The organism is Butyrivibrio sp. AE2015 (assembly GCF_000420825.1).
Classification (GTDB): domain Bacteria; phylum Bacillota; class Clostridia; order Lachnospirales; family Lachnospiraceae; genus Butyrivibrio.
This window is the reverse complement of sequence record NZ_ATVR01000031.1, coordinates 16,751-40,698: the sequence shown is the minus strand read 5'-3', so window position 1 is coordinate 40,698 and position 23,948 is coordinate 16,751. Positions and strand designations below refer to the sequence as shown.

Here is a 23,948-nt window from a genome sequence, read left to right as displayed (position 1 = left end):
CATAAAATCCAGAAGTACCCATACCTTCGGATAGATCTCGGAGTATTCACAAAGACACAGTAAATATAAAATAATGCGCCCTGTTTTCTTTCATACTTATTCAGAACAGAAAACAGGGCTTTTATTTTATCTTAACTGTCTCTATTGCTCACACTAAATCGCTCTATCCAAAGGTATGGGCACTTATGGATTTATGGTTTACTACACATATAAAGACTACTATTTTTGCAAGAACAGCAGACGAACTGAAAGTGTAGGCATAGTGATGTGAACGATTTATTTTGAAATGATGATAAATGGATATAAATAAACCCACAAAAGACTTGTGTTCTGAATAAGTATGAAACAAGGCTTTTGTGGGTGTTTTATGTCCAATTTATCACATTGAAAAATATCAGAGTGAACATAGCTATACCTACACTTTCAGCTCGGCTGCGTCCATTTACAAGAAAGTATGACAAATGAGATAAAGGCTGTTGACATACTACGATAGACGTTGTATATTTACTATGACAGACATACTACGACAGACATAGCATGACTGACGTAGTACGACTATCGTATAGAATCTGAGTAAGGAGGGAGAGGTAGATGAAATGGTAGAAATCAGTAGTGATGTCATCAGAGGGTACAATGACACGATTATTCTTTTTACTCTGCTGGATGAACCTTCCTACGGATATGAGATATCAAAACGAATAAGGGCTCTTTCAAATGATAAATATATAATTAAAGAGACCACGTTGTACTCTGCTTTTACCAGAATGGAGAAAAACGGCTATATTGAATCCTATATTCAGAACGCTGAGAATGGTAAGAAGCGCACTTATTACAGAATCACAGAAAATGGAAAAAAGTATTATAAGGAAAAATGTGAGGAATGGAATCTCACAAAGGAAGTTGTAGAATTATTTGTTAAGAAAATAGATTAGTATATGGGGAGAAAAGTATGGACACAATAAAAAAATATCTTGAAAGTATGTTTGAGCATCTTCCAAAGACTCTTGAGGTCATGAGGGCCAAGGACGAACTTTATTCAATGATGGAAGATAAGTACAATGAGCTCATAAGCGAGGGCAAAAAGGAAAATGAGGCTATCGGCATTGTTATTTCCGAATTTGGAAATCTTGATGAACTTGCTGAGGGACTTGGCCTTAACAAGGTGCTTGACGATCTTGTTTCATCTGACAGGAGATATGTTTCCAGGCAGGAAGCAGACGATTATGTTGATGCTGCTGTATCCAGAAGATTTCTACTGTCACTGGGTATACTCCTCTGCATCCTGTCACCTGCAGGACCGATTCTTTTAGATTCGATAGCAACAGCTACTCATTTGAACCTTTTCACCGGAGTAGGAGTGGCATTTATGTTCCTTTGCGCGGCAATAGGCGTTGGATTCATTGTTTTTTCAAGTTATGTAACTAAAAGCTGGAGCTTTTTAAACAAACAGCCTTGTTATATCGACGATGATACTATTGATTATCTGAAAGGTGAAAAAGAGGAAAGTCAGACTGTAAAGGGAATGATACTGGCAGTGGGAATTATGCTCTGTATTGTGAGCGTGATACCGGTTATAGTTCTTGATGCTGCGCTCGACATACCGATCATTTCTGATGGAGTTGGACCATCTTTGATGTTCACTTTTGCCGCAGTAGGTGTATTTCTTATAGTTTTTTCAAGTGGCAGAAACAGGGCTTATAAAAAGCTTCTTTCACTGAATAAAAAAGTATTTGCTCAGGCGAGTATGCAGCAATTTGCTGATACATCTGATTACGATTCAGATAAGAGTGTAAAGATAGAAAGAGTTTCAGGGGAAGTTGTTGAAAGTGATAATAAGGGCAGATCATATAATTCTTATGATAAGCCTGAACAATCATCTGATTCCACTGAGAAAAAGGTGAAGAATTTCATTAGAGCTATGGTTAAAGACTACTGGAAATCAGTTCTTTGTATCTATATAATCTGGAGTTTCTTTACTTTCAGTTGGGGATCTTCATGGATCATCTGGCCACTTGCAGGAATTCTTAGAAGACCTATTGAGCAGTACTTTTTAGGAGACAGGAAATAAATTCAATATAAAAAGAAAAGAAATCATTTGCCATAAAGCCAGCTTTCACTTATGATATAAATGCGTTTGACGTAAAATCATAAACTAGTGTGGGGTTATTTATGGCAAAGAAATTCTTATCATCATTTCTTCAGACGCTTTTTGGTGCGGTTATCGCGCTGGGCGTCTTTTCTTTTACCAGTTTTCCTGTTAATGCACAGGGAGTTGGAGCTGTATCTATCGGCTCAGCTACCATAAACGGTGGCAATGTCAATATTAGTGTGTCTGCATCGGATCTGCCGGATTCTGATGATGGCAAATTCTATCTTTTCTCGGAAAAACCATATCAGACAACAGTGGCGGGAGCACCAATTGCTTCGGCAGCCATGGGTGGATCGGTGTCATTCCAGGTTCCTTTAAACAACAAAACGGTGGATTGCAGGCTGTATGACAAGTTTCAGGTTGCTGTACTGCAGGGCGGACAATACGTTGCTGTGGCAGGAGCTAAGTACATCACAAATCCTGAAGCTCTGGCGTCAGCATCACCGGCCAGAAAAAACAATGGCAAAAAAGGCCTTATTCTTGACGGAGCCAAGATAGGCAATGGAAATACGGAGAATTCACAGCTTGGTGTTCAGCAGGCTGCTTATAACATCAACCTGGAAGATGTCATTGGTGGAAATGGCCAGGTTGTATATGAATATAATGGAAAAACCTATAATTTTGATTCATCATATCTAAGTCAGTATGATCATTGCGTCAGAACCTGCACGCAGCAGGGGATGGGGGTTACGATCGTTTTGCTAAACCCAAGGGCAGCAGGTGAGGAATTCATGATCTCACCCTCTTCAAGAGGTGGAAGAGGTCTTTACTATATGATGAACACATCAGAGGATAAGGGCCTTGAATATCTTGAGGCTGTGGTCTCATATCTTGCTTACAGATACAATGGTCAGAATGGCTTTGGACAGGTTGATAACTGGGTTATTGGAAACGAAGTAAACGCCAAAAATGTGTGGAACTATTCCTCTGTAAACGACCTTATGTCTTATGCACAGCTTTATGCTGATGAACTGAGAGTATGCTACAACGCCATTAAGAGCAGAAATGCCAATGCATATGTCTGCATAAGTCTTGATCAGAACTGGACTCAGATCCACAATACAGGTTCCTATTATTCAGCAAGAGCGACTCTTGAAGCGATAAATGCCTGCATAACAGCTCAGGGTAATATCGACTGGGGGCTTGCTGAGCATCCATACAATTATCCAATGACCTGGACAACATTCTGGAGTCCTAAAAGCGAAGCAGCACAGGCAATGATAAGGCATGATATCAACACTCCGTATTTGTCGATGGAGAATATAGAGCAGCTTACTGATTATATGTGTCAGCCTGCAATGAGAAATACAAAAGGCGCGGTGAGACCAATTCTTTTGACAGAGGTCGGATACACTTCAACCCAGGGAGAAGAAGCTCAGGCAGCAGCAATTGTCTATGCTTATCAGAGAGTTGCGACTAATCAGTACATTAAACTTATTGCATTTAACAGGCAGACAGATTATCCTTTAGAGGTATCACAGGGATTGTCTGTAGGGCTTTCAAGGCAGGATGGTACGAGAAAACTGGCTTTTGAGTTCTATCAGCAGATGAATGGACCGAACGCCGGAACTTACATACAAAGAGCGGCTCAGATCATGGGAATATCTGATTGGAACGCTGCTATGAATGCGAGATAAAAATGAGAATAATTGACTATTACAATTATATAATGACAGCTGCATGCGTACTTTCCTGCGCAGCAGCTGTTGTTATTTCTAAAAAGAAAAACACAAACGAAGGCAGGGTGAGCGATCTTTCTGATAAGACAACGCATATTCTTTTGGCTGTCATAATGGGTATTGCCACATTTCTAAGGCTCTTTCTACTGGGAAACATTCCAAACGGACTTCAGCAGGATGAGGCTTCAATAGGATATGAGGCCTTTGCCCTTGCAAAATACGGCGTGGACAGAAATGGCTATGCATATCCTGTTCACCCTCTTGCCTTTGGAAGCGGTGGAAACAGTGAGCTTATGATCTATCTTAATATGATATCTGTAAAGCTCTTTGGAACCGGAATTGTGAAACTAAGACTTCTTCCGGCAATTTTAGGGATTGCGACAGTATTTGTTTTCTTTTTTGTGTTAAAAGAGATCTTTTCAGCTTCCACATTTGCCGGGAAAAAGAATACACTTTCAATTGTCGGAACAGCCTTTCTGGCAGTGTGTCCATGGCATGTGATCCTAAGCAGATGGAGCCTTGACAGTAACATAATGCCGTTTCTTCAGGTAATAGGACTGTACACCTTCCTTGTTGCTTTGAGGAAAAGAACTGCAAAAAGTTTTGCACTTAGTGCGGCTCTTTTGGCTATTGCCATGTACGGATATGGCGCGGGAACAATGATAATTCCTATGTTTATAGTGATCGCCTGTATCTACGCACTCATAAAAGGGATTCTTAACGTAAAAGAGCTTTTAATTTCCGGATTGGTGTTCATGATCATCTTCATGCCGCTGTTTTTGTTTTATGCAGTGAACTATCTGGGACTTCCGGAAATTGTAACTGATCATTTTTGCATAAATAAGCTCACGGCTACAAGAAGCGGAGAGGTCTTTCTTACACTTGATTCTTCGCTTCCGGGCAAGCTTCTTAATAACCTCAAAGTCCTTGGACTTGTTTTGACAGTTGGTAATGACGAAGATATGCTCTGCCATTTTTACCCGGGATATGCAACTTTGTTTGAGTTTACTTTCCCAGTTACTTTTATTGGACTTTTTGTTGTGTTTAGGGATTTTGTAAAAGGTCTGAAAAGAAAAGCACAGGAAGATGCGGAATATCTATGCAAGAACGCTGCTTTTGCAGCATTTCTCATTGCAAATGTGATCTTATCAATAGCGGTAGAAACAGACATAAGCAGAATGGTGACTTTGTTTATTCCGCTTATTTATGCCTTTATAAGAGGCTTTGATTTTATTATTTCAAACAGTAAGAAGCTTGCCATAGCTCTTTTGACAGTGATCATGCTTGCAGATATATCTTTTGTAAAAGATTATTTTACTGACTTTAACAGCAATGTGATCAGTATTTTCATGCCGACTTACGGAGATGCCATAGCAAGGGCTTATGAGATTGCAGGAGATGACAGGCAGATCTATTCCACCTACGAAGGGCTTTCCGCACCGTTTATTGTGGCTCTTTATTATACGGATTATGATCCGGTTGTGTTTAATGAAACGGTTGAATACTATGATGATGAGGCGATGTTTAGGACAGCAAAGAACTTTGGAAACTTTATTTTTGCCGATATTCCTGAGAATTTTGACGCGCCGGAGTACGTAAATACGGTGTTTGTGGTGGCCAGCTCTGAGGTATCACTTTTTGAAAATAAAGGCAATTATATTGTGGAAAATATGGGTGGATATTCTGTGGTCCACAAGGAGTGACATACTACATCTAGCCCGCATAGAATGGCGCTTTATAGATAATTTATAAAGGTTAAAAAAACATTAAAAATGCCTCTGGGTACTCGAAAAAAATCTGCTTTTACATGATAATTAATACTATCAAAAAATAATTTTGATGGAGGAAATGGTCATGAAAAAGCAGATTTTTTCTATTTTATCTACTGTGGGAATGTCTTTACTTATCCTGTTTGGTGTTAATAAGTGCGTATTTCCTTCAAACATTGTATATGCTGCCACGAGTTTAGAAAACGGCATTACAATTGAAGATGAATATATCATTCCGGATAAATTTGACTGGTGTACATATTATGTTCTGGTTGCAACCAACAACACCGGAAAAGATGTGGAGATAAATGCAGATTTTTCTGCGACAGATTCAAAGAAGAGTGTGGTTTCACTTGTTCATGACAGGGCAGATGCAGTAAAGGACGGACAGAAGTTTATACTTTACGGACAGTTTTTGAATGAGAACATTAAGGGCGGAGCAACTTTTTCATATGACCTTAATGTAGCAGAAACTGACAACTGCACATACAACATGGTGGATATAGACACTAGTGCGAAAGAAAAGTGCATAGAAGTCAGTGCAACCAATTATTCGGAAAAAGATATCCAGGGCGTAGGAGTCAGAACTCTTTTCACAAAGAATGGCAGAGCAGTTGCTTTTGATACTGTAAATATCGCCGATGTAGGATATACTTTCCACGGAGGAAGCACTAATTCACAGATGATAGGATTAAATGCATCTGATTATGACAACTATATAATCACATATATATCTGCCGGTTTTGACACTGAGCAGACTTTCTAACCTTTGATCTTAGAGCCTGGTCATTTTGATCAGGCTTTTCTTTATGCCTATTTAATGCCTAAAAACATCTTTTTGACTTTCGGATTCTATGCTATACTATACGTTGGTTATATATAATTACAGAAAGAGATTTTTGTTTGTAATGGGTTTAGACAAACCTAAAAAGGTATATAGTAAAAGAATACGGAATTTACGGCGAATGATACTTATCACTGTCGCTGCGGCATGTCTTGTTCCCACATGTATCTGCGTGATACTGGCGATCAGATATGACAGATTGAAGTCTGCATATGATCAGAATAATGCAGACCTTGAGTGGTACAGAGACAGGTTTGGCGATGAGATGTCTATTTTGGCCGGTGGGAGCGAAGAGGTTAATACCTCCGATAAAGTTGTAAGTGACAGTGAGCCTTTGACGGAAGAATTCGAGACGGATTATTCGGATATATATATAAGCGGAGCGCAGAATCCTGAAGATATCGAGGGGACACGCTATGTGTATCTTACATTTGATGATGGACCAAGCTCTTCTACGGATGAGATACTTGATATACTTGATCAGTACAATGTCAAGGCTACATTTTTTGTCTGTGGAAAGCCTGACACCAGATATACAGAGCTTTATAAGCGCATCGTTGAAGATGGTCATACTTTGGGAATGCATTCCTATAGTCATAAATACAGTCAGATCTACGCATCTCTTGATTCTTTTAAAGAGGATTTTGAGCAGCTTCGAGTCTTTTTGTATCAGACGACGGGCGTCTGGCCTGAGTTTTACAGGTTTCCTGGAGGGAGCTCTAACGGAGTCAGCAAGGTTGATATGAGTGAACTGACAGCTTACCTTGATGAGCAGAAAGTTACTTTTTTTGACTGGAATGTATCAGCCGGTGATGATAAGTCCGGAGCCACTAAGGACACTGTTTACGCCAACATAGTGAACAATATCCCTAAGTTTAAGCACTGCGTGGTTCTTATGCATGACGCAGCTGATAAAAAGCATACAGTTGAAGCTTTGCCTGAGATCATAGAAGCTGTACAGGCAATGGATGACACAGTGATAGTACCGATAACAGAGGATACGTTACCGGTTCAACATATCAAAAAATAATAATAGAAAAGTGCGAATGGAGGATATCAGGATGGGATTTTTTTCTGAGCTTAAGAGCGATCTTTCTCAGGCAGTGAACACACTGATGCCGGAAGATAAGCTTGATGAGACAGCGGGTCTTGATAATGAAAATGGGGCAGAGGAATCAGCCAAGAAGGGGGCTGACCGCGAGAAAGTAGATATCGGAAGTATGCTTGATCGTATTGATGATATCAAACTTGATGAGGCGGCTGAAAAAGAAGAGGTTAAAGAGGAAATCTCAGAGCCTGTTTTTGAAGAAGAGACTGTAGCAGAACCTGTTCAGGAAGAAACTGCAGAGGAAGAGCTTTCTGTAAGTGAGGAAGTGGAGGCTCTCGAAGAAAAGATCGAGGAGCAGACAGCAGCTGAAGTAAAGGAAGAGGCTCCTGTAAGTGCTCTTGAAATGGTAGCGGCAGCAAATGCAAATGAGTATATTGCAGAGACAACAGTTTCTGAAAATAATACAAACAATGGGGGGAATGAAATGATGGACTTTGAACAGCAGACACCAACAGATGAAACAGCAAGCATTACTGAGGGAATGGTCATAACAGGTGACTTGCAGACAACAGGATCTCTTGATCTTATCGGTAAGGTTACAGGTAATATCAAGTGCCTTGGCAAACTTAATGTTACAGGTGAGATCGTAGGTGATTCAGACGCAGCAGAGATTTATGCTGAGTCAGCAAGAATTACAGGTGAAGTTAAGAGTAAAGGCAGTGTAAAGGTTGGCCAGAGCACAGTTATCGTTGGTAACATCTTCGGATCAAGCGCTGTTATCGCAGGTGCTGTAAAGGGCGATATCGATGTACATGGTCCTGTAGTTTTGGATACAACAGCAATCGTTATGGGAAACATCAAGTCTCAGTCAGTACAGATCAACAACGGTGCAGTTATCGAAGGTATGTGCTCACAGGCTTATGCAGATGTTAATCCTTCAGAGTTCTTTGAGGGACTTAAAAACAGATAATCAAATATTAAAATGGAGAAATTATGAGAATACTATTAAAGCTCAGCGGTGAAGCACTTGCTGGGGACAAAAAGACCGGTTTTGATGAGGCTACAGTAAGAAAGGTAGCACTTCAGGTTAAGGAACTTGCTGATAAGGGAGTAGAAGTTGGTATCGTTATTGGTGGTGGCAATTTCTGGAGAGGCAGAAGCAGCGAAAGCATTGACAGAGTTAAGGCTGACCAGATTGGAATGCTTGCTACAATAATGAACTGCATCTATGTTTCTGAGATATTCAGAAGCGAAGGAATGATGACAAATATTCTTACACCTTTTGAGTGTGGTTCATTTACAAAGCTCTTTTCAAAAGACAGAGCAAACAAGTACTTCGCAAAAGGTATGGTTGTATTTTTTGCAGGAGGAACCGGACATCCATATTTCTCAACTGATACAGGCGTTGTACTGCGTGCTATCGAAGTTGAAGCGGATTATATCCTTCTTGCCAAGGCAATTGACGGTGTTTATGACAGCGATCCAGCCAAGAACCCTGATGCAAAGAGATATGATACAGTTACTATCGATGAGGTTATTGCCAAGAACCTTCAGGTTGTCGATATGACTGCTTCAATTCTTGCAAGAGACAACAAGGTTGCTATGAGAGTTTTTGCTCTCCAGGAAGAAAACAGCATTGTTAAGGCTGCTGATGGCAATTTCAACGGAACAACAGTTACTGTTGACTGATATCACATTTTAAGGAGATTAAGGTATGAATGAAAAGTTAAAAGAGTACAATGACAAAATGCAGAAGTCATTCGACTTTTTGAAAGAGGATCTTGCATCTATCCGTGCAGGAAGAGCTAACCCACATGTTCTTGATAAGATCAAGGTTGATTATTACGGAACACCTACACCTATCAATCAGGTAGGTAACATTTCAGTTCCTGAGGCAAGGATCATTCAGATCGCACCATGGGACAAGGCTCTTATTAAGGATATCGAGAAGGCACTTATGACATCAGATCTTGGAATTACTCCAAGCAATGATGGTGCTATTATCCGTCTTGTATTTCCTGAGCTTACTGAAGAGAGAAGAAAACAGCTTGCAAAGGATATCAAGAAAAAAGGTGAAGATGCCAAGGTCGCTGTACGTAACGTAAGACGTGACGGTAACGATGCTCTTAAGAAGCTTAAGGGCTCAGAAGTATCAGAAGATGAGATCAATGATCTTAACGATGAGCTTCAGAAGATCACTGATAAGTTTATCAAGGATATCGACGGAGCAGTTGAAGAAAAGAATAAAGAGATCATGACGGTATAAGGTTATGGAAGAAGAAAAGAAGATTCCCGCCCATGTGGCTATTATCCTCGATGGAAACGGAAGATGGGCCAAGGCAAAGGGAATGCCCAGAAATTATGGGCATATGCAGGGTGCAAAAGCTGTTGAAGATATTCTGGTCGTTGCCAGAGATATGGGTATAAAATACCTGACTGTATATGCGTTTTCAACAGAGAACTGGAGTCGTCCTGAAGCAGAGGTTTCAGCCCTCATGACGATCCTGCGTAATTACCTGAAGACAAGTATTAAAAAATCAATGAAGAATAATGTTCGCTGTCGTGTAATCGGTGAGCGACAGGCTCTTTCTGAGGATATACAGAAAGCGATTCAGGAACTTGAAGAGGCAACAGCAGGAAACACAGGTCTTACATTTACTATTGCCATTAACTATGGCAGCAGGGATGAGATTAGACGAGCTGTTAAGAAGATTGCTCAGAAAGTTAAGAATGGCGAAGTAGATCCTGAGGAAATTACAGAGGATATGATAGGAGCAAACCTTGATACCAATTTCCTCCCAGATCCTGATCTTATGATTAGAACCTGCAATGAGCAGAGAATATCCAATTTCCTGCTTTGGCAGTGCGCTTACACAGAGTTTTATTACACTCCTGTGGCTTGGCCTGATTTTGATAAAAAGCAGCTTGAACTTGCTGTTGAATCATATGGCATGCGCAATCGTAAGTTTGGTGGACTCAAAAACTGATCAATATAGGCTGGTGTAAAAATTGAAAACAAGGGTTTTAAGTGGTGTTGTTATTGGATTAGTACTTGCCGGAGTGCTCATTCCCGGTGGAATCATTCTGGCGGCGGTACTGTTTGCGGTTTCTCTTATCAGCTATTTTGAGCTTACGAGGGCAACCGGAGTACATCAGGAAGATGGCAAATTTAGTATTTTGGAGATCTGTGGATATATTGCGATAGTAGTTCATTATATCCAGATGCTTTTAATAGGAACCCATAAATACTACATTTTTTCAATCATGTTTGCCTTCTTTTTACTTATGGTCTGCTATGTTGTGAACTTTCCAAAGTTCAAGTCAATGCAGGCTATGGCGGCTTTCTTTTGCTTTGTGTACGCTCCGGTGAACATGTCTTTTGTATATTTGCTGAGACTTCGCCCATATGGAAAGTATCTGGCGTGGATTCCTTTTATCGCCTGGGTGTGTGACACCTGTGCGTACTTTGCAGGAAGAGCATTTGGCAAACATAAGATGGCACCGATTCTTTCTCCCAAGAAGACCATTGAGGGAGCTATAGGAGGGATACTGGGATCAGTTGCAGTAGGAGCTGTTTTCGGATACCTCTTATACAGAAATGAAGTTCACAATGTGAATGTGATCTATATGCTTATGCTGATCACATTTATTGGAAGCATAATTGCTCAGCTTGGCGATTTGCTTGCTTCCGGAATAAAAAGAGATCATGATATTAAAGATTATGGCAATCTGATCCCTGGACATGGCGGAATAATGGATCGTTTTGACAGTGTGATTTTTGTGATACCATGTATTTATTTTTTGGCAGTAGTTATGATTTCACATTTTTAATCAATATTCGTATAATAAGCGCTGTATTAGTGAAATATTCTAATACGGCGTATATATTTTTATAAATGTAAATTGCTTCGTTATTTGAGGAGAAAAAATGAGAAAGATAGTTTTACTTGGAAGTACAGGTTCCATTGGAACACAGACTTTGGATGTTGTAAGAAATAACAGCAAAGAACTGGAAGTAGTCGGTCTTGCTGCAAACACCAGAGTCGAGATGGTGGAAAAACAGGTCAGAGAGTTTAAACCCAAATATGTTTGCATGTTTGATGAAAACGCTGCAAAAGATCTGAAGCAGAGACTTTCTGACATTGACATAGAAGTATACAGCGGTATGGAAGGATTACTTGAAATCGTATCCGTACCTGAGGCTGACACAGTTCTTACTGCTGTAGTAGGAATGATTGGAATAAGACCAACTATCAAAGCTATAGAGAGTGGAAAAGATATTGCGCTTGCCAACAAAGAGACTCTTGTTTGCGCAGGACATATCATAATGCCGCTTGCTGCAAAGATGGGAGTAAATATTCTTCCTGTAGATAGTGAGCATAGCGCTATTTTCCAGTCACTTAACGGAGAACCCAAGGACAAGGTTGAGAAAATTCTTTTGACTGCCAGCGGCGGTCCTTTCAGAGGAAAGAAAAAGGCCGAACTTGAGAATATGACTGCCGCAGATGCCCTTAAGCATCCTAACTGGGATATGGGACCTAAGGTAACTATTGACTCTTCATCACTTGTCAATAAGGGACTTGAAGTAATGGAGGCCAGATGGCTTTTTGATGTGAGTCTTGATAATATACAGGTGCTTGTTCATCCACAGAGTATTGTTCACAGTGCTGTTCAGTACGTAGATGGAGCTGTTATTGCTCAGCTTGGTGTGCCTGATATGAAGCTTCCTATTCAGTATGCACTTTTCTACCCGGACAGAAGACCGATGGCTGAAAAGAGACTTGATCTGTTTGAACTTGGAAGCCTAACTTTTGAAAAACCTGACATAGAAACATTCAGGGGGCTTAAGCTTGCTTTTGATGCTGCTTATGCAGGCGGAAGTATGCCAACAGTATTCAATGCTGCCAATGAAATGGCAGTTCGCAGATTCTTAAAAGGTGATATACGATACCTTGAGATATATGACATGATCGAAGAGGCAATGGAGCATCATAAAAGGGTTGATAATCCTGATGTTGATGCGATTCTTTTGGCAGAAAAAGAGACCTATGAGTTTCTTGGAGGAAAATATAACATATGATAATCAGCATTATTATATTCTTTATAATCTTCGGAGTACTTGTTACATCTCATGAATTTGGCCATTTTATAATAGCCAAGGCAGGTGGAATCAGAGTTAATGAGTTTTTTGTTGGAATGGGACCTACTCTGTGGAAAAAGCAAAAGGGTGAGACTCTTTACAGCATAAAGCTATTACCTATTGGTGGCGCCTGTGTATTTGATGGGATGGATCCCGTTGCAGAAGAAAATGAGACCTATGATGAGCATTCTTTTTTAAATGCACCGGTTTGGCGCAGAATAGCAACTCTTTTTGCCGGACCTTTTGCGAACTTTATCATAGCTTATTTACTCGCAGTGATTCTTGTAAGCTTTTCTGCCTGGAATTTCCCTGTTATAAATCAGCTGACTGAGGATTCTGCTGCAGCTGAGGCCGGACTATTGGCTGGAGATAAGATCATAAGTGTCGATGGTGAAAAGGTATATATGGCAGGAGAAGTTACACTGATCTCTCAGTTTGCCGAAGGCTCTCCTATGGATATTGTTTATGAGAGAGATGGCGTAAGACATGAGACTACTCTTGTTCCTAAGTACAGTGAAGAAGCCGGCAGATACTATATGGGCGTTTACCTTGGAGAATATGGAGAGATAAAAGGTGCTGCAGCTTTGAAATATGCCTGGTATGAGGTGCGCTATTATTTCAAGACCACATACAGGAGCCTTGCTCTTTTGATAAAGGGCAGACTTTCGGCAGACGATGTGTCAGGACCTGTTGGAATGGTAAAGATAGTTGATGATGCCTATGAGGAGGTTAGGCCTTTTGGTATTTCAGCGGTGATCCTTACCATGATGTCATTGACAGTTCTTTTGTCCGTCAATCTGGGAGTTATGAACCTTTTGCCACTTCCTGCTCTTGATGGTGGAAGACTTGTGTTCCAGTTTATTGAGGTTATCTTTGGAAAACCCGTCCCTCCTGAAAAAGAAGGTTTTGTGCACATGATCGGTATGGTTGCACTTTTAGGACTTATGGTATTCGTACTTTTCAATGATATAACAAAGTTTACAAGGTAAAGAGAGGAAAATCTATGGCATATAGAGATAATACAAAGGTTGTACATATAGGAGACAGAGTGATCGGTGGTGGAAACCCAATCCTTATTCAGTCCATGACTAATACAAGGACTGAGGATGTAGGGGGAACGGTTGCTCAGATAAAAAGACTTGAAGAAGCAGGCTGCGATATTATCAGATGCACAGTTCCTAATATTGAGGCAGCTAAGGCTCTTGGAGAGATAAAGAAGCAGATACACATACCACTTGTTGCAGATATACATTTTGATTATAAGATGGCTATAGCTGCTATGGAAAATGGTGCTGACAAGATCAGAATAAATCCCGGAAATATTGGATCAAAGGACAGGATTGCAGCAGTAGTATCCTGTGCAAAAGAGAGAAATATTCCTATTCGTGTAGGCGTTAACAGCGGATCTCTTGAGAAGAATCTTGTTGAGAAGTACCATGGTGTAACTGCTGAAGGACTTGTTGAAAGTGCTATTGATAAGGTTGGTATCATCGAAGATCTTGGCTACGATAACATGGTAGTCAGCATCAAGTCATCTAACGTTATGCTCTGCGTAAAGGCACATGAACTTCTTGCAAAACAGTGCAAGTATCCTCTGCATGTAGGCATTACAGAGGCTGGAACTGTTTATGGTGGTAATATCAAGTCTTCTGTAGGACTTGGAATTATCTTAAATGAAGGCATTGGAGATACTATCAGGGTTTCTCTTTCAGGCGATCCTGTAGAAGAGATAAAGACAGCTAAAATGATCCTCAGAACTCTTGATATCAGAAAGGGCGGAATTGAAGTTGTATCCTGCCCAACCTGTGGAAGAACAAGGATTGATCTTATTGGTCTTGCTAATCAGGTAGAGACAATGGTCCAGAAGTATCCTCTTAACATCAAGGTTGCAGTTATGGGATGTGCAGTAAACGGCCCCGGAGAAGCAAAAGAGGCTGATATAGGAATTGCAGGCGGAGACGGAGAAGGCCTTCTTATCAAGCGAGGCGAGATCATCAAAAAAGTGCCTGAAGACCAGTTGCTTGCAGTTTTAAAAGATGAATTAGACAGGTGGAAGTGAGAATCTGGCGAGGTAGTTTTATTTAGGAGTTTTAATGGGGAAGAAGTTTTTCGAGGTTTTTCCTGGCCTTAAGCTTGATGACCGCACTCAGGAGATTATGGAACAGACTGAGGTTGTTAAGGTCTCAACTACGAGAAAACAGGATTTTATCAGAATATATATATCCAGTAATGCCCTTATTGACAAGGCAGATATTTACAAGACTGAAACTGGTATAAAAAAGCAGTTATTTAACGGACAGGATCTGACTATCAAAATCTATGAGAAGTTCAGCCTGTCTGCTCAGTATACACCACAGAATCTTTTTGATATCTACAGAGAGAGCATAGAGATGGAGTTAAAAGACTATGACCATATGGAGTATAGTCTTTTTCGTGCTGCCAATTTTGAATACCCGGATGACGGAAATGTGGTTATCCAGCTTGAAAACAGTGTAGTTGGCAAGAAAAAAGCTCCGGATCTTATAAGGGTTTTATCCAAGATCGTAAATGAGAGATGCGGTCTTTCTGTGGCTATTTCTCCTGAATTTGTAGATACAGAGAAGGAGACAAAAGAGCCTGATTATACTGATGAATCAGTTAAAATGGCCAAGAAGCTTGAGGACTTTGAACAGAAGTCTGAAGAAAAGAAAAAGCAGGCTGCTGAGAAGAAGGCAGAAAAGGCTGCTGAAGAAAAAGCCCAGAAAAATGAGGAACCTCAAAAGAGTGCAGCAGAAGGGACAAAGGCTGGATTTTCAAAAGGCAAGTGGACTCCAAAGAGAGACTTTGGCGGAAGCTACAAACGAAGTGATAATCCTGATGTTGTATTTGGACGAGACTTTGATGATGAAACAATGAAGCTTTCTGAGCTAATAGGAGAGCTTGGCGAAGTTACAGTTCACGGTAAAGTAACAGCTTATGATCAGAGAGATATCAGAAATGAAAAGAGTATCATGATCTTTGACATAACTGATTTTACAGACTCTATCACTGTAAAGATGTTTGTAAAGACAGAGGATGTTCCTGATATCACAAAGGATATTAAACCCGGAGCTTTCCTTAAGATCAAAGGTATCGCTGCTGTTGATAAGTTCGATCATGAGCTGTCTCTACAGTCTATTGTGGGAGTAAAAAAGATTCCTGATTTTACTACGAAGAGAGTAGACAGGGCAGAAGTAAAAAGAGTAGAACTTCATTGCCATACCAAGATGAGTGATATGGATGGCGTTTCTGAAGTTAAGGATATAGTTAAACAAGCCTATAAATGGGGAATGCCAGGTATTGCCATAACAGACCACGGCGTTGTTCAGGCTCTTACAGATGCAAACCATGTCTGGGAAGACCTCTTTAACGATGAGAAAAAGAGGAGAAAAGAAGCCGGTGAGCCACCTATCGAGAGACAGGATTTCTTTAAACTGATCCTGGGAGTAGAGGCATATCTTGTTGATGACCTTAAAGAAATTGTTGTAAATGACAAGGGACAGCCACTTCGAGATACAACCTTTGTTGTATTCGATATTGAGACCACAGGTTTTTCTCCTATAAAAAATAAGATCATTGAAATTGGTGCCGTAAAGGTAAGAAATGGGGAGATAATTGAGAGATTCTCTGAATTCATAAATCCTCAGGTGCCAATTCCTTACAGAATTGAGAAGCTTACAAGTATAACTGATGAAATGGTAATGGATGCTCCCACAAGGGAAGTAATCATTCCTAAGTTTGTGGAGTTTTGCAAGGATGCAGTCCTAGTAGGACATAACGTTGGATTTGATATAAGCTTTATAAATCAGAACTGCCTTGAACTTGGCATTCCTGCTGATTATACAACTGTTGATACTTTATGGTTGTCAAGATATTTCTTCCCGCTTCAGGCTAAGCATACACTTGATGCCGTTGCCAAAACTTTGGGAGTTGTGCTTGAGCATCACCACAGAGCTGTTGATGATGCTGAGTGTACTGCGCTTATTTTTAACAAGTTCCTTCCAATGCTTGAGGAACAAAAGGCAGCAACTCTTACCGATGTAAATGTTCTTGGAAAGCCAACCAAGGAAATGATAAGACATCTTCGTCCCAATCACTGTATTATCCTTGCCAAGAATACATTGGGAAGAGTTAACCTTTATACCCTTGTAAGTGAGTCCCATATTGACTACTTTAGAAGATTTCCTCTTATTCCAAAGAGCGAGCTTTTAAAACACAGAGAGGGACTTATCATAGGAAGTGCATGCTGTGCCGGAGAGCTTTACGGTGCAGTAGTAGAGGGGAGACCTCCGGAAGAAATAGCAAGAATTGTGGATTTCTATGATTATCTTGAGATCCAGCCTGTGGGTAACAACCATTTCATGGTGGATTCAGAGCGATATGAAGACATCAACAGTGATGACGACATAAGAGAGATCAACAAAGAAATAGTTAAGCTCGGCGAGCAGTTCAACAAACCTGTTGTTGCTACCTGCGACGCTCATTTCTTAAATCCTGAGGATGAGATATACAGAACGATCATCATGGCCGGAAAGGGTATGAATGATGAAGAGCCTGCACCTCTTTTCCTAAGGACTACTGACGAGATGATGGAGGAATTTGACTATCTCGGTGGCGATAAGGCAAAAGAAATTGTTATAGATAATACCAGGAAAATCCTTGATATGTGCGAGAGCATATCACCGGTAAGACCTGATAAGTGTGCCCCTGTCATTGAAAACAGTGATGAGATCCTTACTAAGATCTGTTACGACAAGGCTCATGAAATCTATGGAGAAAACCTTCCTGAAATAGTTCAGGAGCGACTTGAGAGAGAGCTTAACTCAATTATAAAGAATGGTTTCGCGGTTATGTATATCATCGCCCAGAAGCTTGTTTGGAAGTCAAATGAAGATGGATACCTGGTTGGCTCTCGAGGATCTGTAGGTTCCTCCTTTGTCGCATTTACATCAGGTATCACGGAAGTTAATTCACTTAGCCCGCACTATGTGTGCCCTAAGTGTAAATACAGTGACTTTGATTCCGAGGAAGTACTTAAGTATGGTGGTAATTCGGGCTGCGATATGCCTGATAAGAGATGCCCTAAGTGCGGAGCTATGATGAACAAGGATGGATTCGATATTCCTTTCGAGACGTTCCTTGGATTTAAGGGTGATAAGGAGCCTGATATTGACCTTAACTTCTCTGGTGAGTATCAGTCTAAGGCTCATAAGTATACTGAAGTTATTTTTGGTTACGGACAGACTTTCAGAGCGGGAACAATAGCTTCCCTTGCGGATAAGACGGCTTATGGTTTTGTAAAAAAATATTACGACGGAATCGGAGCCAGCAAGAGAAAATGTGAGATCAACAGAATTGTTCAGGGTTGTACCGGTATAAGACGAGGAACAGGTCAGCATCCGGGCGGAATCATAGTTTTGCCTGTGGGTGAGGATATTAACTCTTTCTGTCCTGTGCAGCATCCGGCTAATGATATGACAACTGCGACCATTACGACTCATTATGATTATCACTCCATTGACCACAACCTGTTAAAGCTTGATATTCTCGGACACGATGATCCTACCATGATCAGATTCCTGCAGGATTGTACGGGGCTTGACCCAAAGACTGTGCCACTTGATGACAAAAATGTTATGAGCCTTTTCATGAACACTACGGCTCTTAATATCACTCCTGATCAGATTGGTGGAACAAAGCTTGGATGCCTTGGACTTCCTGAGTTTGGTACAGACTTTGCCATGCAGATGGTTATCGATGCAGGACCATCATCATTGTCCCACCTTATAAGAATTTCAGGTCTGTCACACGGTACTGACGTTTGGCTTGGTAATGCGCAGACTCTTATTCAGGAAGGTAAGGCAACTATTGATACCTGTATCTGTTGTCGAGATGATATTATGATCTACCTGATCCAGAAGGGACTTGATAAGTCAGAATCCTTCAAGATCATGGAAGCTGTTCGTAAAGGAAAGGTTGCCAAGGGAAAAGAAAGCAACTGGGCTGACTGGAAGAAGGATATGACAGACCACGGTGTTCCTGACTGGTATATCTGGTCCTGCGAAAAGATTAAATACATGTTCCCTAAGGCCCATGCCGCAGCTTACGTTATGATGGCCTGGAGAATCGCATATTTCAAAGTATATGTTCCACAGGCTTTCTATGCTGCCTGGTTTAGTATCAGAGCAAAGGCATTTAACTACGAGCATATGTGCCAGGGTGAAAATCACTTAAGAGCTATCATGCGTGAGTACAACAATAAGAAGGATGAACTCACAAATGCACAGCAGGCTGAGTATGGCGATATGAGGCTTGTAGAGGAAATGTACGAGCGTGGGATCGAATTCCTTCCTATAGATATTTTTAAGGTTAAGTCCAGGGACTTCCAAGTTATCGGAGATAAGATAATGCCTGCACTTACAAGTATCGATGGTATGGGTGAAAAAGCTGCCGATCAGATAGTTGAAGCTGCAAAAGATGGCCCATTCTTATCTAAGGATGACTTTAAGGCCAGGACCAAGTGCCCACAGACTGTACTTGAAAAGATGGCTGATATGGGACTTTTGGGCGATATACCTGATTCCAATCAGATCAGTATTTTTGATCTTATGAAGGGATAATTACAAAACTGTAATTTAAGAGTCATTTCACTGTAATATAAACAGGATATTATAGTAGAAAATGACGAGGAGGAGAAAAATAATGGAAACAAATGACAATATGGTAAAGAAGGGCAATATGTTTGCCAGGATCATGTTTGGCGCTTTTCTTGTTCTGATCTTTTTGGTGAAAAGAGTTGATGTAGCAGCTATAGGTCCTGAGGATACTTCTATAGGTCTTTCTCATATCAACGGCTTTATCCATGAGTTTTTTGGAATCAACATGGTATGGTATAAGCTTACAGAACTTTTTGGAGTTCTTGCGATTTTAGTTGTTGCAGCTTTTGCTTGCCTTGGAATGATCCAGCTCATCAAGGAAAAGAGCATAGCTAAGGTTGACAGAGAAATTCTCTGCCTTGGCGGGCTCTATGCTGTTGTTCTTGTCACATATGCTTTTTTTGAAAAAGTCATTGTGAACTACAGACCTATAATTGAAGAAGGTGCTGAACATGTTGAGGCTTCTTTTCCATCTTCACATACAATGCTTATCGTTACAATATTTGGAACTTTGATGTATGTCCTTCCTAAATATCTGAAAAACGAGAAGATTGTAAAAGTATGTAAGATTGTATGCCTTTTGATCATCGCACTTACTGTAATTGGAAGGCTTGTCTGTGGTGTTCACTGGTTTACTGATATTCTCGGTGGGTGTCTTATAAGTCTGTGTTATATCAGTTTGTTTGCAGAAATGCTTGGCAAAATAACTGAACAATAAGTGATTTTAAGAACTTCTCACTAGGGGTAATTGCCCTGAAATGGGAAGTTTTTTCATTGAAATAAATTGTGCTTGAATTAATTTAAAAAAACTGATATATTTCTAATGTTTTGTTTATTTTGAGTGAAAAGGGTTTTATTTTTAGAAAAGGGTTTTAATGAATAACAAGGAAGTTACGGTTGAGTATCTGCTGGATAATCCACAAGAGATTAAATTTGCGTATCAACCAATTTTTAGGATTTCGGATAATTCGATCTATGGTTATGAGGCACTGATGCGACCACAGCCTTTCACACCTGTTGAGTTTATCAAGGCTGTAGCAGGTATGGACAGGCTCTTTCAGATAGAGGAAATAACAAACTATTATGGAACAAAGCATTTCATGGAGGCGGGGCTTGAAGGTAAGCTTTTCATGAATTCTTTTCCGTCAGTGTGCATGAGGATAGAACAGACCAAACAGGTTGCAGCACTTGGTGGTGAAAAAATGATGAATCGTCTGGTGTATGAAATGCTTGAATATACCAAGCTCGAAAAATATGCCTGGGAAATGAAGAAAGTTGCCTTTAATATAGAAGGTGCTACTCCATTAGTGGCAATTGACGATTTTGGTACCGGAACTAACATAGATAAAGAGTGTCTTGATTTTTACAGACCTGATCTTGTTAAGATCGATAGGAAATTTGTATCCGGTGTGGATAAGGATTTTAACAAGCAGCATATTGTAAAAGAAATAATTGAGGAACTAAGAGCGAGAGATATTATTATTCTTGCAGAAGGAATTGAGACTCAGGGAGAACTTAATTTCTTTAAGAGTATGAAAATTGACCTTGCTCAAGGGTACTTTTTAGGTGAACCTAAGATTTATTGATCTTAGGTTCTTTTATCAATAATCATAAATTGAGGAGAAGAGCAGATATGAAAATTGTTGTAGCAGATACAGACAGCGTGGGATCAGATATGGATTATACACTCTTTGATGAACTTGGAGAGTGTACCTATTACGATGATAAGATAACAGATGACAATGCGGCAGAAAGACTTGCAGATGCCAAGGTGCTTATGATCAATAAAAGTGCAATATCAGACAAGATTCTTGATGCGGCTCCGGATCTTGAACTTATCTGTGAATTTGCTACAGGATTTGATAATGCCAATATTGAAGCCTGCAACAGGCATGGTGTAAAGGTAGCTAACGTGGTTGGCTATTCAACTATGTCAGTAGCACAGCATACTTTTTCACTTCTTTTTTATCTGATGGAGAACTCAAGACACTATGATGAGTTCGTTAAGAGCGGAAAATATGCTAACCAGTCTCATTTTTGCTGCCTTGACATCCCTTTTAATGAACTTGATGGAAAAACCTATGGAATAGTAGGAATGGGAAACATCGGCAGAAAGGTTGCTGAGATAGCAACTGCCTTTGGAGCAAGGGTTATTTTTTATTCTGCTTCCGGAAAGAGCACATGTACAGATTATGAGAGAGTTGAGTTTGATGAACTCTTATCCCGTTCAGACGTTATATCATTGCATTGCCCGCTTACAGACAGAACCAGAAATCTTTTCGATAAAAATGCTTTTGATAAGATGAAGAAAAACGCTATCCTCATAAATGTAGCCAGAGGTGCAGTGGTAAGTGAGCAGGATCTTTATGATGCTCTTACAGAGGGTAAGATTGCTGCAGCAGGTCTTGATGTATTAAGTCCTGAACCCATGGCAAAAGATTCTCCACTTCTTAAGATACAGGACAGCGGAAAACTATTTGTGACTCCTCACATGGCATGGGCAAGTACTGAGGCAAGAAAGAGATGCCTTGAAGAGGTGAAGGAGAACGTAGTAGCCTGGCAAAAGGGCCAGAAGAGAAACATAGTTAACCCTTAAAGTAAATAGTTAACAAATCATCGGTATAACGATTTTTAAATTTTTTTTAAAAAAGTGCTTGCATTTTTATTTGCAATAAGATATTATAAACAAGTCGCCGCGATACGGCGGCGACAAAACAAACTGATAAGCCTCGTTGGTCAAGCGGTTAAGACGCTGCCCTCTCACGGCAGAATCAGCGGTTCGATTCCGCTACGAGGTACTGACTGTTAATAACAGCCCAACCCGAATCCCAGATTGCTTTGCAACCTGGGAATTTTTGTGCATATCCTTGACGAAATGCCGCTTTTGTGATATGGTCAACATGGTAATTGTTAAGTGGGCTTGAAGAAAGCCCACTTTCTTTATGTAATAATGCGCATGGTAACCATCGGGTTGTACCATGGCATGCAAAGAGGAAAATGAATGAAGAAAAACGAGATCGAAGCAAAAGTAGAAGAAATGCTTGTACCTATTGCTAAGGCAAATGAAGTCAGCATCTACGATGTAGAGTATGTTAAGGAAGCCGGTGAATGGTACCTTAGAGCTTATATCGACAGAGAGGGCGGCGTTGACATCAATAAATGCGTTGATGTAAGTCATGCACTTTCAGATGCTCTTGATGCAGATGACTTTATTGAGGATGCTTATACTTTGGAGGTTTCAAGTCCGGGACTTGGCAGACAGCTCAAAAAGGACAGACACTTTGAGAACAGCCTTGGACAGGATGTTGAACTCAAACTTTTTAAAGCACGTGATGGTGTAAAAGAGTTTGCCGGTACACTTAAAGGTTATGACAGCGACAGTGTTACCGTGACAATAAATGATAAAGATGAGATTTTTTCCAGAAAAGAGATATCAGTGATTAAGCTTGCACTGGATTTTTAATCCAGGCGGAAAAAGGAGATTACGATGAGTAAAGAATTAATGGATGCCCTTGACCTTTTAGAAAAGGAGAAGAACATCAGCAAAGATTCTCTGTTCGATGCAATTGAGAATTCACTTATCACAGCCTGCAAGAACAACTTTGGCAAGGCTGAAAATATCAGAGTAGAGGTAGACAGAAACAATTGCGACTTCAAATGCTATGCCGATAAAGAAGTAGTCGAGCTTGCAGACGATGTTATGGATCCACAGATTGAGATCTGCCTTGATGATGCAAAGAAGATAACAAAAAAGGCAAAGATTGGTGATATAGTTGCAGTTCCTCTTAATTCTAAGGAGTTCGGCCGTATCGCTACTCAGAACGCCAAGAACGTTATCCTTCAGAAGATCCGTGAGGAAGAGCGCGGCGCTATCTACAATGAGTACTTTGAGAAAGAACATGACATTGTAACAGGTGTTGTTCAGAGATTCATTGGAAGAAATGTAAGCATCAATCTTGGTCGTGCAGATGCAATTCTTAACGAGAACGAACAGGTTAAGGGTGAAGTATACAGACCAACATCACGTATCAGAGTATACGTACTTGAAGTTAAGAACGGATCAAAGGGACCAAGAATTCTTGTATCAAGAACTCACCCTGATCTTGTAAAGAGACTTTTTGAGCAGGAAGTTGCTGAGATCCAGGACGGAACTGTAGAGATCAAGTCAATAGCAAGAGAAGCAGGAAGCCGTACAAAGATCGCAGTTTATTCTAATAACCCTAACGTAGATGCTGTTGGTGCATGCGTAGGTGTAAATGGTGCAAGAGTTAACCTTATCGTAGATGAGCTTAACGGTGAAAAGATTGATGTCATCAACTGGGATGAGAATCCTGGAAATCTTATCCAGAATGCTCTTTCACCAGCTAAGATCGTGGCAGTATTCGCTGATCCTGATGAGAAGAGTGCAAAGGTAGTTGTTCCTGATTACCAGCTCTCACTTGCAATTGGTAAGGAAGGTCAGAATGCAAGACTTGCTGCAAGACTTACAGGATACAAGATCGATATCAAGAGCGAGACACAGGCTAAGGATGCTCCTGGATTCCGTATGGAAGATTATCTTGATGATGAAGATTATGATGAGTACGAAGAAGGCGAGTATGAGGAAGGCGAAGTAGAAGCTTCCGATTCTGAAGTAGAGGAATAA

The 23,948-nt window shown here is 40.4% G+C and carries 20 protein-coding genes and 1 tRNA gene; all 21 read left to right on the top strand.

Annotation, left to right across the window (positions count from 1 at the left end; genetic code table 11):
* Positions 1–596 precede the first annotated feature (596 nt).
* The 21 genes from G585_RS0113045 (at position 597) to nusA (ending at position 23,948) form a co-directional block, all read left to right on the top strand.
* Positions 597–932 (top strand): PadR family transcriptional regulator, encoded by a 336-nt coding sequence (locus tag G585_RS0113045; protein ID WP_022775564.1) that lies wholly within the window; start codon positions 597–599, stop codon positions 930–932.
* A gap of 17 nt (positions 933–949) precedes the next feature.
* Positions 950–2,068, top strand: a complete 1,119-nt coding sequence (locus tag G585_RS0113040; RefSeq protein ID WP_022775563.1) for a permease prefix domain 1-containing protein — start codon at positions 950–952, stop codon at positions 2,066–2,068.
* Positions 2,069–2,169: 101 nt separating this feature from the next.
* Complete coding sequence (locus G585_RS0113035; protein ID WP_022775561.1) at positions 2,170–3,786, top strand: DUF5722 domain-containing protein; 1,617 nt, start codon at positions 2,170–2,172, stop codon at positions 3,784–3,786.
* A gap of 2 nt (positions 3,787–3,788) precedes the next feature.
* Complete coding sequence (locus G585_RS0113030) at positions 3,789–5,531, top strand: ArnT family glycosyltransferase (RefSeq protein ID WP_022775560.1); 1,743 nt, start codon at positions 3,789–3,791, stop codon at positions 5,529–5,531.
* Between the two features lie 151 nt (positions 5,532–5,682).
* Positions 5,683–6,363, top strand: a complete 681-nt coding sequence (locus tag G585_RS0113025; RefSeq protein WP_022775559.1) for a hypothetical protein — start codon at positions 5,683–5,685, stop codon at positions 6,361–6,363.
* A gap of 199 nt (positions 6,364–6,562) precedes the next feature.
* Positions 6,563–7,471 (top strand): polysaccharide deacetylase family protein, encoded by a 909-nt coding sequence (locus tag G585_RS0113020; protein WP_051142997.1) that lies wholly within the window; start codon positions 6,563–6,565, stop codon positions 7,469–7,471.
* A gap of 31 nt (positions 7,472–7,502) precedes the next feature.
* Positions 7,503–8,459 carry a polymer-forming cytoskeletal protein gene (locus G585_RS0113015; RefSeq protein WP_022775556.1) on the top strand — a complete coding sequence of 319 codons (957 nt, stop codon included), beginning with the start codon at positions 7,503–7,505 and terminating at the stop codon, positions 8,457–8,459.
* 23 nt (positions 8,460–8,482) lie between these two features.
* Entirely contained in the window at positions 8,483–9,178 is a 696-nt protein-coding gene (gene pyrH / locus G585_RS0113010; protein WP_022775554.1) for a UMP kinase, read from the top strand.
* Positions 9,179–9,203: 25 nt separating this feature from the next.
* The gene (gene frr / locus G585_RS0113005; protein WP_022775553.1) at positions 9,204–9,755 is read left to right on the top strand and encodes a ribosome recycling factor; all 552 of its coding nucleotides are present in this window, start codon (positions 9,204–9,206) and stop codon (positions 9,753–9,755) included.
* A 4-nt stretch (positions 9,756–9,759) separates the two neighbouring features.
* Positions 9,760–10,476: an isoprenyl transferase gene (locus G585_RS0113000; protein WP_022775551.1), complete on the top strand. Its 717-nt coding sequence runs from the start codon at positions 9,760–9,762 to the stop codon at positions 10,474–10,476.
* Positions 10,477–10,498: 22 nt separating this feature from the next.
* Positions 10,499–11,320 (top strand): phosphatidate cytidylyltransferase, encoded by an 822-nt coding sequence (locus G585_RS0112995; RefSeq protein ID WP_022775550.1) that lies wholly within the window; start codon positions 10,499–10,501, stop codon positions 11,318–11,320.
* Positions 11,321–11,417: 97 nt separating this feature from the next.
* Positions 11,418–12,569, top strand: a complete 1,152-nt coding sequence (locus tag G585_RS0112990; protein ID WP_022775548.1) for a 1-deoxy-D-xylulose-5-phosphate reductoisomerase — start codon at positions 11,418–11,420, stop codon at positions 12,567–12,569.
* On the top strand, positions 12,566–13,618 hold the full coding sequence (gene rseP / locus G585_RS0112985; RefSeq protein WP_022775547.1) for an RIP metalloprotease RseP: 1,053 nt from the start codon (positions 12,566–12,568) through the stop codon (positions 13,616–13,618). Before G585_RS0112990 ends, rseP begins: the two co-directional genes overlap by 4 nt.
* Before the next feature lie 14 nt (positions 13,619–13,632).
* Complete coding sequence (ispG, locus tag G585_RS0112980; RefSeq protein WP_022775546.1) at positions 13,633–14,688, top strand: flavodoxin-dependent (E)-4-hydroxy-3-methylbut-2-enyl-diphosphate synthase; 1,056 nt, start codon at positions 13,633–13,635, stop codon at positions 14,686–14,688.
* A gap of 34 nt (positions 14,689–14,722) precedes the next feature.
* Positions 14,723–19,267: a PolC-type DNA polymerase III gene (locus tag G585_RS0112975; protein ID WP_022775544.1), complete on the top strand. Its 4,545-nt coding sequence runs from the start codon at positions 14,723–14,725 to the stop codon at positions 19,265–19,267.
* 82 nt (positions 19,268–19,349) lie between these two features.
* Complete coding sequence (locus G585_RS0112970; RefSeq protein WP_022775543.1) at positions 19,350–20,021, top strand: phosphatase PAP2 family protein; 672 nt, start codon at positions 19,350–19,352, stop codon at positions 20,019–20,021.
* A 157-nt stretch (positions 20,022–20,178) separates the two neighbouring features.
* Positions 20,179–20,889: an EAL domain-containing protein gene (locus G585_RS0112965; protein ID WP_026663988.1), complete on the top strand. Its 711-nt coding sequence runs from the start codon at positions 20,179–20,181 to the stop codon at positions 20,887–20,889.
* 47 nt (positions 20,890–20,936) lie between these two features.
* On the top strand, positions 20,937–21,899 hold the full coding sequence (locus tag G585_RS0112960) for a D-2-hydroxyacid dehydrogenase (RefSeq protein WP_022775540.1): 963 nt from the start codon (positions 20,937–20,939) through the stop codon (positions 21,897–21,899).
* A gap of 130 nt (positions 21,900–22,029) precedes the next feature.
* A tRNA-Glu gene (locus tag G585_RS0112955) sits at positions 22,030–22,101 on the top strand.
* Positions 22,102–22,304: 203 nt separating this feature from the next.
* Positions 22,305–22,766, top strand: a complete 462-nt coding sequence (rimP, locus tag G585_RS0112950; RefSeq protein ID WP_022775539.1) for a ribosome maturation factor RimP — start codon at positions 22,305–22,307, stop codon at positions 22,764–22,766.
* Between the two features lie 24 nt (positions 22,767–22,790).
* Positions 22,791–23,948, top strand: a complete 1,158-nt coding sequence (gene nusA / locus G585_RS0112945) for a transcription termination factor NusA (RefSeq protein WP_022775537.1) — start codon at positions 22,791–22,793, stop codon at positions 23,946–23,948.

Coding starts and splice junctions, on each gene's coding strand:
- G585_RS0113045 (WP_022775564.1), top strand. CDS start 597: ATGGTAGAAATCAGTAGTGATGTCATCAGAGGGTACAATGACACGATT.
- G585_RS0113040 (WP_022775563.1), top strand. CDS start 950: ATGGACACAATAAAAAAATATCTTGAAAGTATGTTTGAGCATCTTCCA.
- G585_RS0113035 (WP_022775561.1), top strand. CDS start 2,170: ATGGCAAAGAAATTCTTATCATCATTTCTTCAGACGCTTTTTGGTGCG.
- G585_RS0113030 (WP_022775560.1), top strand. CDS start 3,789: ATGAGAATAATTGACTATTACAATTATATAATGACAGCTGCATGCGTA.
- G585_RS0113025 (WP_022775559.1), top strand. CDS start 5,683: ATGAAAAAGCAGATTTTTTCTATTTTATCTACTGTGGGAATGTCTTTA.
- G585_RS0113020 (WP_051142997.1), top strand. CDS start 6,563: ATGATACTTATCACTGTCGCTGCGGCATGTCTTGTTCCCACATGTATC.
- G585_RS0113015 (WP_022775556.1), top strand. CDS start 7,503: ATGGGATTTTTTTCTGAGCTTAAGAGCGATCTTTCTCAGGCAGTGAAC.
- pyrH (WP_022775554.1), top strand. CDS start 8,483: ATGAGAATACTATTAAAGCTCAGCGGTGAAGCACTTGCTGGGGACAAA.
- frr (WP_022775553.1), top strand. CDS start 9,204: ATGAATGAAAAGTTAAAAGAGTACAATGACAAAATGCAGAAGTCATTC.
- G585_RS0113000 (WP_022775551.1), top strand. CDS start 9,760: ATGGAAGAAGAAAAGAAGATTCCCGCCCATGTGGCTATTATCCTCGAT.
- G585_RS0112990 (WP_022775548.1), top strand. CDS start 11,418: ATGAGAAAGATAGTTTTACTTGGAAGTACAGGTTCCATTGGAACACAG.
- rseP (WP_022775547.1), top strand. CDS start 12,566: ATGATAATCAGCATTATTATATTCTTTATAATCTTCGGAGTACTTGTT.
- ispG (WP_022775546.1), top strand. CDS start 13,633: ATGGCATATAGAGATAATACAAAGGTTGTACATATAGGAGACAGAGTG.
- G585_RS0112975 (WP_022775544.1), top strand. CDS start 14,723: ATGGGGAAGAAGTTTTTCGAGGTTTTTCCTGGCCTTAAGCTTGATGAC.
- G585_RS0112970 (WP_022775543.1), top strand. CDS start 19,350: ATGGAAACAAATGACAATATGGTAAAGAAGGGCAATATGTTTGCCAGG.
- G585_RS0112965 (WP_026663988.1), top strand. CDS start 20,179: ATGAATAACAAGGAAGTTACGGTTGAGTATCTGCTGGATAATCCACAA.
- G585_RS0112960 (WP_022775540.1), top strand. CDS start 20,937: ATGAAAATTGTTGTAGCAGATACAGACAGCGTGGGATCAGATATGGAT.
- rimP (WP_022775539.1), top strand. CDS start 22,305: ATGAAGAAAAACGAGATCGAAGCAAAAGTAGAAGAAATGCTTGTACCT.
- nusA (WP_022775537.1), top strand. CDS start 22,791: ATGAGTAAAGAATTAATGGATGCCCTTGACCTTTTAGAAAAGGAGAAG.